The organism is Verrucomicrobiota bacterium, assembly GCA_016871535.1.
In the GTDB taxonomy this organism is placed as follows: Bacteria; Verrucomicrobiota; Verrucomicrobiia; order Limisphaerales; family SIBE01; genus VHCZ01.
In genome coordinates this window covers 34,518-43,949 of the sequence record VHCZ01000021.1, presented here as the reverse complement: position 1 = coordinate 43,949, position 9,432 = coordinate 34,518, and the positions used below count along the sequence as shown (strand labels likewise).

Genomic DNA, 9,432 nt, shown 5'->3' with positions numbered 1-9,432 from the left:
CCGGTCGTGGGGTACCAAAGTCCGCTCCAACGAATCGTGCTGAAGTTGAGCTTCACTTGGGAGCAGGTTCCGGAAGTCCTCGTAGTCATTGATAAGCGCTCCTGTTCATTGTCGGCGAGGGTCACCGCGTCGTAGGCTCGGATCAGCCCTTCAAGCTCCGGATTCATTCCGGGAACACTTCAGACAAAAGCTTTTCAGCTTCGGCCTCGTCCATGGGTTCGTGAACGCTTTGCCAGCAGTCCTCCAAGATGCGAATCATCGCTGCGACGCGGGGTAGAAGCTCGCGCGCCGGGCTGCCGGGATCGGCAAGGGTCGCTTGCAGCCACCGGAGCATCAGGAGCAAGATACGAACGTCCATCGCATGTTCGGACACCTGATCGAGCGTGGGCTCTTTGAGAATGAAGCTTTCGCGGTGCCACCGCCTGAACTGGTCGCACGCGGCCAAAGTAGATTCCACATTGCGCCGGGCCATCTCAGCCAGCGTCACGCGGAAAGTTTCGGCCGTCACCAATGCTTCGCTCACGCAACGACGTTGCCAGAAACATACCCCGCGTGCAAGTGAGGTTCATCGGAGTGTGGGGAGTTTGGTTTGATCGTTGCCAGAGGTTCCGTGATGAGACACCCTGGCGTCACGATACTATTGACTGCCCTCTTCTTTCCACGTGACGCCTTCTTTTCACACGTTTGCCGTCCCTCACACATTGACCGTGCGCGTTCCGGTGGAGGATTTGGGTTTGGGTTCCAAGCCGGCGAGGGTTTGGGCGTCAGGCTTGTTGCGACCGATCTTCACGGTGTGTTTGCCCGTGGCATAGACGCGCGGCTGGAAACGGTTTCCCGGCGCGCGCACGGTGTAAAGGATGTCGCCGCTCACTTCTTCGATGACCTGCACGACGGGATTCGCGCGCCCCTCGAAGATCAATTCCGGAAGGTAACCCGCGACCTTGCGGCCGTCGTTGGCGTCCATGGCCACAGTAATGGGCCAGCCGGGGAACTGAGCCTTGTCGCCCTGGCGCACATCGCTGAAACGCGGCCAGCACTCGAAAGTGATCGTGCGAGCCTTCTTGTTGAAACGCGCAATGCCGTAGCCGTCGGCCCGTTTCTTTTCGTCGCTGAGGTTCTCCGGGTTGGCGTAGGCGAGCATCGAAATGCGGTTGCCGAGGCCGTCCTTGAAATCGCCGGTCCAGGGCAGCGGACTGCCGGCGACGGGATTGGGCCCCGGCTTCTCGTCCAGCGGATGCCACCAACGGCCATAAATGGTGTTCACGAGCGCCGGGCTGGTGAAACCGTACGGGCCGTCGCCGAATTCATGAATGCCGTGCTTCACGACGACCGCGAGATGCTGGTCGCCGCAAAGGTGCACGGCCCAGGCGCGGCGGATGAGTTCGAGCGCGCGGCGGCCCGGCGTTTGCGGCCAGCCGTTGCAATCGAGGTCAGCGAGCAGACGGTTCGCGGGCGAGCCGTGCAGGTGCACCGCGCCGCAAAACGCGGTCTGCGACACGACGCATTTCATCTCCGCGCCGGTCCAGTCCTGCGCCCAATCGTGGAGGAACTTCTCCTGGCGCGCCCCGAGCAGTTGGAGGCCGGGCAGGTCAATGGCTTTCGGATCGTAACCAGGGTCGTTGATGTGGTCGGGGCGCGGACCCATCTGCGGAATCTTGCCCGCGGGCCCGCTCTTGAACTTGCGGTCCTCAAGGATGGCGAAGTCCACGCCGCCGACGGTCATGCGGGTGAAATAGACGCGGATGCCGCGGTCCACCGGCGCGGGGTCCACCGGGTCGGGCAGATGCCAGGATTGCTGGCGCTGCACCTGGTTCACGTATTCGACCGGATACCGGTAGCCGCCGTCGGCGTCGCCCTGGAGGGTGGAACGCTTGCCGGATTCACCCCAGACATTGCCGTGGCCCACATCATGATCGTCCGGCACGCAGATGGCCGGGCGGTCGCGCATGAGGTCACGGAACTGGAGGCCGAACTCGATCCAGCCCGCCGTGTGCTCCGTGTGGCGATACGTCTGATCGCCGCCGAAGAACAAAAGATCGGGATCCTGCCGCCGGAGGTTCTCGACGATCTCGGTGCGCGGGCCGACGGTGCGGCTGGAGTTGCACGACAGGTTGGCGACGACGATCTCGTTTTTGTCCACTGGGTCGCGACGGATTAGCCCTTCGAACATCGCCTTCTCCCCGTGGCGCACGCGGTACGGCACGGCCTGGGTGCTGTTCCAATTCTCGATGCGGAAATGCGCGTCCCAGCCGGGATAGTGCACCTCGGCGCGCGCGGCTTCCTTCCACTGGCCGTCGCGCTTGAACTCGAGCCGCGCGACGCGTTCCTCGCCGGGCTTCAGCGGGTAGAGTTGTGCGGACATCTTGAGGACGCCGTTCTGGTGCGTGTAAATGGCGAAGACAACGACCTGATCCCGCGGCACGTCCATGGGCGGGGCCGGAGGTTGGCCGCCTGGTTTCGTCTTGGGCTTGCCTATGGGTCGGGCGGCGTTTGCAGCGGCGCGGGTCCACCATTCGCCAGTGGTGAGCGATTCAAGCGTGGGAAATTCGGCGCCGAAGGGTTGCGCGGCGTTTGCTGCAACGAGGGCGCCGGGCCTGAGCGCGAGCGCGCTCGCTCCGGCAGCGGTGATCTTGAGGGCGGTGCGGCGATTGATTCGTTTCATGGAGAACCGAATGGATAACGGACACTGCGGAGGATGGCCAGAATGATGTCGGCAGACCGGCAGGCCTACCCTACCGGCCCTGCGGTCTGTCCAGCGGGCGCAGCTTGATGTTTTTGAACCAGCACGGACTGCCGTGATCTTGAAGGCCGATGTAACCGCGGCGCGGATGATCTTTGTAAGCCACGTCAAACTTGTGCTCGGTGCCGTCGGGGCGTTTGTTCGGTTCATTGAATTGGCTCAGATCCGCGCGCAGGACATTCTCCCCGTTCAGAACGACTTCGATGAAGTTCTGATTGCAGGTGATCTCGATATGGTTCCATTCGCCGGCGGGTTTCATCGCGTTCTTGGAGGGTTTCACCAGATCGTAGAGCGCGCCCGTGTCGTGGAAGCCAGCGCCCCGGGTGTCGTCGAGGGCGATTTCCAGGCCGTTGAAGCCGACATCCTTGCCCGGTCGCGGCGTCAGGGAAGAAGTCCGGACGAAGATGCCGCTGTTGCAGCGGGGGCTGATCTTGAAATCGAGCGCGAGAACGAAGTTCTCCCATTGCTGGGTGTGGACGAGCATGTAATGGCCGGCTTTGTGCGGATTGAGCACGCCGTCCTTCACCGGGACCCGCGGGGCTGTGCGGTCGCTGTTCATCCAGCCGCGGTGGGATCGGCCATCGAACAGCAAAATCCAACCCCCGCTCGCTTCCGCCGCGATGAGTTCGTTGTCGGCAGCACGAACCGTCTCTCCGGCCGCAAGCAGCAGGAGCAACGGCAACGGAAGGAAGAGGCGTAACCATTCAACGGTGTGTGGCATTCGCCGATTAAACCTCACCGTGGAACGGTCGTCAAAACTCCGTGAAGGTGGCAAGGCATCAGTCCTTCTGACGCCATCCAACTGGCCGCCGCGCCGCAGAATTCAATTCTGCGATACGGCAGATTACAAATCTGCGCTACGAGGTTCGCGCTTTACCGCCGGGCAAGACGGGCCCATTACGTCAGAGCCAACTTTCCCGTTGAGCGGGCGCGGGACACGAACTAGGTTGCGGCCATGCGCGTCTTTGTCACCGGCGGCGCCGGTTATATCGGGTCGGTTTGCGTGGAAGAATTGATCGAGGCCCGGCACACGGTCACGGTCTATGACAGCCTGGTTGAAGGCCATCGCGCCGCGGTGGATGAACGGGCGGAGCTCGTCGAAGGCGATCTCGAGGATCGCAAAAGTGTCAGCCGCGCGTTGAAGGACTTCGCGCCGGACGCCGTCATCCACTTCGCTGCCTTCGCGTTGGTGGGGGAATCGATGGCCAATCCGGGAAAATACTTCCGGAACAACGTCGCCAACGGGTTGAACCTCCTCGACGCCGCGCACGAAGCCGGCGTGAAGAAGTTCGTTTTCAGTTCGACCTGCGCGGTCCATGGCATGCCGGAGCGCGTGCCCATCACGGAGGATTTGCCTCAGCAACCGGTCAACCCCTACGGACAATCGAAATGGATGTTTGAGAAGATGCTCGCGTGGTACCGGCAAATTCACGGGCTGGAGTTTGTCGTGTTTCGCTACTTCAACGCCGGCGGCGCGAGCGAACGCTTTGGCGAGAATCATCGGGTCGAGACCCATCTGATTCCCAACGTCCTCAAGCCCGCGCTGGGCCAGGCGGCGCATTGCGAAATCTACGGCACGGATTATCCGACTCCCGACGGCACCTGCATCCGCGATTACATCCATGTGACTGATTTGGCCCAGGCTCACATTCTCGCGCTCGAACCGCGCGCTGAGGGAATCTACAATCTCGGCAATGGCGAAGGCTACTCGGTCCGTGAAGTCATCCGCGCCTGCGAAAAGGTTTCCGGAAAGAAAATCCCGGCCGTGGAAAAGCCGCGCCGTCTGGGTGATCCGCCGCGCCTGATCGCTTCGGCCGACAAAGCGGTCCGCGAACTCGGTTGGAAGCCCAGGTTTCCGAAGCTGGAGGACATCGTCGCCTCGGCCTGGCGCTGGCACCAGGCGCATCCCGAAGGCTATCCGGATTAGAATTTCGGTAACCCCTCTAAGTTAAGTTAAGTTAAGTTAACGACGGTGGGGCGAGGCTCCTGCCGAGCTTTTCTTCGATGGTATTGGCTCGGCTGGAGCCTCGCCCCACCTGAGGGTCCGTGCAAAAAGAGGATACGAATTTCGCTTTCATGCCTGCCCGCTCCGTGCGATGAATGCGGATATGATTCGCAAGTTGACACAAAGCCTTTCGATCCTCGCCTGTCTCATCGCATTCGCGGGCGCCAGCCGGGCCGCCGTCCCGCCTCCCGAACAACTCTTGCCGGCCGACACGCTTGTCGTGGTCTCCATTCCGGACTGGGACAAAGCCGCCGCCTATTACGGGCAGTCGCCTTTGGGCCAGCTCTGGCGCGATCCGGCCTTGAAACCGTTCAAGGACCATTTTCTCAAGCAGTTTACCGAGGACGCGGTCGAGCCGCTGGAGAAGGAGTTGGGCATCGCTTTCAGCGACTACGCCAATCTCGTTCACGGTCAGGTGACTTTCGCCGTGACGTCCGGCGGAGCCGACGGAAAGGCCGGCGCGAAACCGGGGGTTCTTCTGCTGATCGATGCCAAAGACCAGAGCGATCGCTTGCGCACGCAGTGGGCGGCGTTGCGCAAGAAATGGGTGGACGCCGGAAAACAGATCAAATCGGAAAAAATCCGCGATGTGGAATTCACCACGCTGCTGATGCGGCACAGCGATCTGAGCCGCACGCTTGAGAAAGCCTTCCCGGCGCCAAAGGACGACAGCGCGGAGAAAAAGGACGGCCAGTTCGAAATCACCGTCGGGCAATCCGAGTCGCTCTTCTTATTGGGCAACTCGGCGAAGGATCTGGAGAGAATCCTCATCCGGCAGTCCGGTGGCGCCCTGCCACCGCTGGCCGAGCAGGCGGCCTACGAAGCCAATCACGCCGCGCTGTTCCGCGATGCGCTCCTGTTGGGCTGGGTGAATTTCAAACCGATCTACGAACTGATCCTGCGCGAAGTCGGCGAATCCGCCAAAGGAGCCGCCGCCGAGAATCCGATGGGGCCGCGTCCCGAAAAAATCCTTACCGCGCTTGGGTTGGGCGGTCTGAAGTCCGTGGCCTTCAAACTGAGCGGTTCGGCGGAGGGCGGTTCGGCGGAGATTTTCCTGGCCGTGCCGGAGTCTGAACGCCAGGGCCTCTTCAAGATTCTGGTCGCCGAACCCAAGGACTCCGGGCCGCCGCCGTTTGTCGCGGCCGAAGCGGCCAAATACAGCCGATGGCGGCTGGATGGCCAGAAAGCCTGGGCCGCGCTGGAGGCCATGATCGCCAGCGTGTCGCCGGAGATCGCGGGCCTTTTTCAAATGACGCTGTCCACGATCGGGAAGGACAAAGATCCCAATTTCGATTTGAAGAAAAGTCTCATTGGCAACCTGGGCGACGATTTCATCGCCGTGGAAAAGAGCCCGCGCGGCACCACGCTTGCCGACCTCAGTTCTCCGCCGGCGCTCTTTCTGATCGGCTCGCCAAACTCGGAGAAGCTGGCGCAGGCCGTGAACGTGGGCGCCGCGATGTTTTCTGCGGCCGCGGGCGTCACGCCGCAAGAGCGCGAGTTTTTGGGGCGGAAGATTTACTCCCTGACGCTGCCCACACCGCCCGGACCCGACGGCCCGAGCCCGAAGCTCACGCTCAGCTTTGCCGCCAGCGGCGGTTACGTGGCCGTGTCCACCGATAATGCTATGCTCGAAGAATTCCTCCGCAGCAACGAGAACGCGGGCCGGCCGCTGCGCGAGGCTTCCGGCTTGAGCGAGGCGGCGCAACGCGTCGGAGGCATGAGCACGGGTCTGTTCGGTTTCGAGAACCAAAACGAAACCATGCGAGTGGCCTTCGAGACGTTGAAAAACAACGTGGGCGCGCTGGAGCAACTGCTCTCGATTCCCACGATCAAGAGCAAACTGAGCGGGGGCGGTGAAATCAAAGAACTGAAAGATTGGTTCGATTTTTCGTTGCTGCCGGCGTTTGACCGGATTTCGAAGTATTTCCATTTTGTCGTGTACAGCGGCAGCGCCAACGCCCAAGGGCTCCGTTGGAAAATGTTCTCCCCCACGCCGCCTCGATTGACGCGATAGATCATTGGCAAGAGGGATTTCTGAAAAGGTGGCCGACGCCCTGCCGGGCGTCGCAGCAAACCGGCAGGTTTGCTCCACCTTTTCGGAAATCCCTTTTGGCAATCACTGCAGTCAAAGCTGGTCGTCCACGAAGAATTGTTCCAGAGGCACGCGCAAGCGGTCCAGGCAGCGCTGGATGCCGTGAATGGAGGCGAACGCGGTCTTGCGCACGTCGAGCGGAAACGGAATCTCCGAGCACTGGCTGAGGTAGCGTGTCACCAGATCGGGCGTCAATCGCTCCGAGCGATCCGGCCGGGAGTAGTGTTCGGCGGACTCGAAGTCCAGCCGCGCGCCCATCTCCTCAAAAAACCAGTCGCTGCCGTCGCGGTAGCAATCGATCGAGCGTTTGACTTCGCCGCCTTCCATGAAACGAAACGATCTCTGCGTCGCGCCAAACTCCGCCGCCATGGCCGGGCAACGCGTCTTGCGGCTCAGCGCATACACATCGACGAAACAATTCTCGCCGATCATGTCCGTGACGCACAGGCACCAGCCGTTGAGTTCGAAAACCAGGTAACGTGTGGTGAACGATTTCAGCGGAAGCAGAAATTTCAGCGCCGCGCCGCGGTCGGACATCAGCGTTTTCTCGACCGGTCCGAACCTTTGGAACGATCCCTCAAGCAGTTGAACGCAAGCGGAGACGTCCGATTTCGCCAGCGCGATGTAGCAGAGATGCTCCGACAAGGACCGCACTTTTCGGTTCATAACTCGTTCAGTTCTTCTTCGCGTCCGGGTTCTCTCGCGGATCCGATCTGACCGAGTCCGGAGATTCGATGGGTCCGTCGGTTTGGGCCGCGCCGGACGAGACTCTCCGCAGACCGGCTCCAGCCAGTCCGCTCGCGGCCGCTTTGTCATACCACTTCCGGGCTTCGTTGAAGTCCTGGGCGACGCCTTGGCCGGATGCATAGAGGTCGCCCAGTTTCTTTTGCGCGGCGGAGTGTCCGGCATCAGCGGCCAGGCGATACCACTTCGCCGCGGCGGCAAAGTCTGGCTTCAGTCCGTCGCCCTTTTCGCATCGGAGGCCCAGTTCGTATTGCGCGGCTGGGTCTGCAGGTTCGGAACTCCGGAACGGCGGAGAATCCTTCGGACTCGGCTGCGGGGAATTTGAGCGGCCCAAACCTTTCAGGAGCGGCGAACGCGGCCCATCCTGGGGGATAGCCCTCCGAAGGTCTTCGCGCATTGTCTCTTTGAAGGGCCCCCTCTCCCGTCCTCCGGACGCCCTCTCCCCCTCCGAGGGGAAGAGGGACAGGGAGAGGGGGCCGTTCGTGGAGAGGGCAGCAGGCCGCAGGAGCGCTTCGCGAGGCGCGGCGGCTTTCGAAGAATTCGCCTGCGCATGGGCCAGAAGCGCACTGGCGAATTGGGCGCCGGCGATTCCTTGGGCCGCGGCTTTGTTGAACCATTTCTCGGCTTCGACGGAATCCTGCGGCACGCCCTTGCCCTCGACGTAAAGGAAACCCAGATTCTTCTGCGCCTCCGCGTGACCCGCTTCCGCAGCGAGCCGATACAACCGCGCGGCCTCGGCGTAATCCCGCGCTCCGCCTTCGCTCTGCGCCAAGCGTAATGCGGAGCGGAAACGGCCTTCGGGAGTTTCCTCGAACTTCGGGGGAAGCGGGCGTGGGGCCTCGGCCTTCGCGATGAGTTTCGCTTTCAGTGAGCCGCTGAGGAGTGGCGAAACGGTGGCGTCCGCAGGCAGCGATTCGGCCGCCGCACTGCGGTCGGCAGCGAACGGCTGAGATTCAGGGCGCGAGCGATCAGCCGTTGGTCCCACAGCATCAATCCGCATCGGCAACGGATTGGTGTGCGCAGACGAACTGCGGCGGTCCGTTTGCGAGTTTGGAGAGTCCAACGCGGCAACAGGCGGCGTCGGGCTTCCGTCGGCCCTCTCCTCGCGCAACAACAATCGCGAAGAATCCGGAACTTCACCCACTCCAGACAACGCTGTTCGATCCGGAGCTTGAGCCGCGGCGCTGCGGCGAAACTCGATTTGCGACAAGGGCGCCATCGGCTCGGCATCGCTGACCGCGTCAAAGGAATCTTCGTTCCGTCCTCCGGACAAAAAAATCACCGCCGTGGCAGCGAGAAGAATGGCGCAGCCGGCCGCAATCGAGACCGGACGAAACCGGCCCACAAACCAGTTCGCGTGGGAATCCTTCCGTGAGGCTGATTTTGGTTTGGCCGAGGGGCTCGATGCCGCTTGCGTTCTCGGCGGTTTGTTTGTCGATGCCGGAGGCGGCTTGGGTTCCGCCTGCGGTCTGGGCCTCGGCGGGGGGCGCGGTGGTGTGGAGGCCGCGCGCGGGCCTGGCGCGCGGTCGGCTGCCCCGGACTTTCGGGCGGCGAGCGCAATGAGAGTTTCGCGGTGATCCTGGATGCGTTCGAAGGCCAGATTGATGGCTTTGAGCTTTTCCTCCGCTTCCTTTCGCGCGTTGGAATCGTCCGGAAAACGATCCGGATGCCAGCGTTTCACCAGATCGCGATAAGCCTTCTTGAGCGCCTTGGGAGAAGTTCCCGACTGAACACCGATGATTTGGTAACACTTCAAAATGTCGTCCATAGCCGCTGCTCATCCGCGATCCAACCGATTCGGTGAAACCCGTACGAGGCCGAAGATAGCGAATCAAACCCGCTGCGGTAAAC

7 protein-coding genes are annotated in these 9,432 nt (G+C 61.9%); 2 read left to right on the top strand and 5 right to left on the bottom strand.

All coding sequences use genetic code 11. The features are described from left to right. Positions 1 to 163 precede the first annotated feature (163 nt). The 3 genes from FJ398_05060 to FJ398_05050 all read right to left on the bottom strand — a co-directional run bounded on the left by FJ398_05060 (position 164) and on the right by FJ398_05050 (position 3,461). The gene (locus FJ398_05060) at positions 164 to 523 is read right to left on the bottom strand and encodes a hypothetical protein (protein MBM3837326.1); all 360 of its coding nucleotides are present in this window, start codon (positions 521 to 523) and stop codon (positions 164 to 166) included. Positions 524 to 694: 171 nt separating this feature from the next. Continuing rightward, positions 695 to 2,662, bottom strand: a complete 1,968-nt coding sequence (locus tag FJ398_05055; protein ID MBM3837325.1) for a metallophosphoesterase — start codon at positions 2,660 to 2,662, stop codon at positions 695 to 697. Positions 2,663 to 2,732: 70 nt separating this feature from the next. Continuing rightward, positions 2,733 to 3,461 (bottom strand): DUF1080 domain-containing protein, encoded by a 729-nt coding sequence (locus FJ398_05050; protein MBM3837324.1) that lies wholly within the window; start codon positions 3,459 to 3,461, stop codon positions 2,733 to 2,735. Positions 3,462 to 3,695: 234 nt separating this feature from the next. On the opposite strand from FJ398_05050, the gene galE reads away from it, so the two are divergent. Then, complete coding sequence (gene galE, locus FJ398_05045; protein ID MBM3837323.1) at positions 3,696 to 4,667, top strand: UDP-glucose 4-epimerase GalE; 972 nt, start codon at positions 3,696 to 3,698, stop codon at positions 4,665 to 4,667. Between the two features lie 181 nt (positions 4,668 to 4,848). Beyond that, positions 4,849 to 6,759, top strand: a complete 1,911-nt coding sequence (locus FJ398_05040) for a hypothetical protein (protein MBM3837322.1) — start codon at positions 4,849 to 4,851, stop codon at positions 6,757 to 6,759. A 111-nt stretch (positions 6,760 to 6,870) separates the two neighbouring features. Here the strand turns inward: FJ398_05040 and FJ398_05035 are convergent, their stop codons facing one another. Together FJ398_05035 and FJ398_05030 are read right to left on the bottom strand one after the other, a co-directional pair. Continuing rightward, positions 6,871 to 7,503, bottom strand: a complete 633-nt coding sequence (locus FJ398_05035; protein ID MBM3837321.1) for a hypothetical protein — start codon at positions 7,501 to 7,503, stop codon at positions 6,871 to 6,873. A 7-nt stretch (positions 7,504 to 7,510) separates the two neighbouring features. Continuing rightward, a complete protein-coding gene (locus tag FJ398_05030) occupies positions 7,511 to 9,349 on the bottom strand; it encodes a hypothetical protein (GenBank protein MBM3837320.1) in 1,839 nt (612 codons plus the stop codon). Positions 9,350 to 9,432 lie beyond the last annotated feature (83 nt).

Bases quoted from the DNA above. Each gene is read 5' to 3' on its own strand.
- FJ398_05030 (MBM3837320.1), bottom strand. From the start codon at position 9,349: ATGGACGACATTTTGAAGTGTTACCAAATCATCGGTGTTCAGTCGGGA.
- FJ398_05035 (MBM3837321.1), bottom strand. From the start codon at position 7,503: ATGAACCGAAAAGTGCGGTCCTTGTCGGAGCATCTCTGCTACATCGCG.
- FJ398_05050 (MBM3837324.1), bottom strand. From the start codon at position 3,461: ATGCCACACACCGTTGAATGGTTACGCCTCTTCCTTCCGTTGCCGTTG.
- galE (MBM3837323.1), top strand. From the start codon at position 3,696: ATGCGCGTCTTTGTCACCGGCGGCGCCGGTTATATCGGGTCGGTTTGC.
- FJ398_05055 (MBM3837325.1), bottom strand. From the start codon at position 2,662: ATGAAACGAATCAATCGCCGCACCGCCCTCAAGATCACCGCTGCCGGA.
- FJ398_05040 (MBM3837322.1), top strand. From the start codon at position 4,849: ATGATTCGCAAGTTGACACAAAGCCTTTCGATCCTCGCCTGTCTCATC.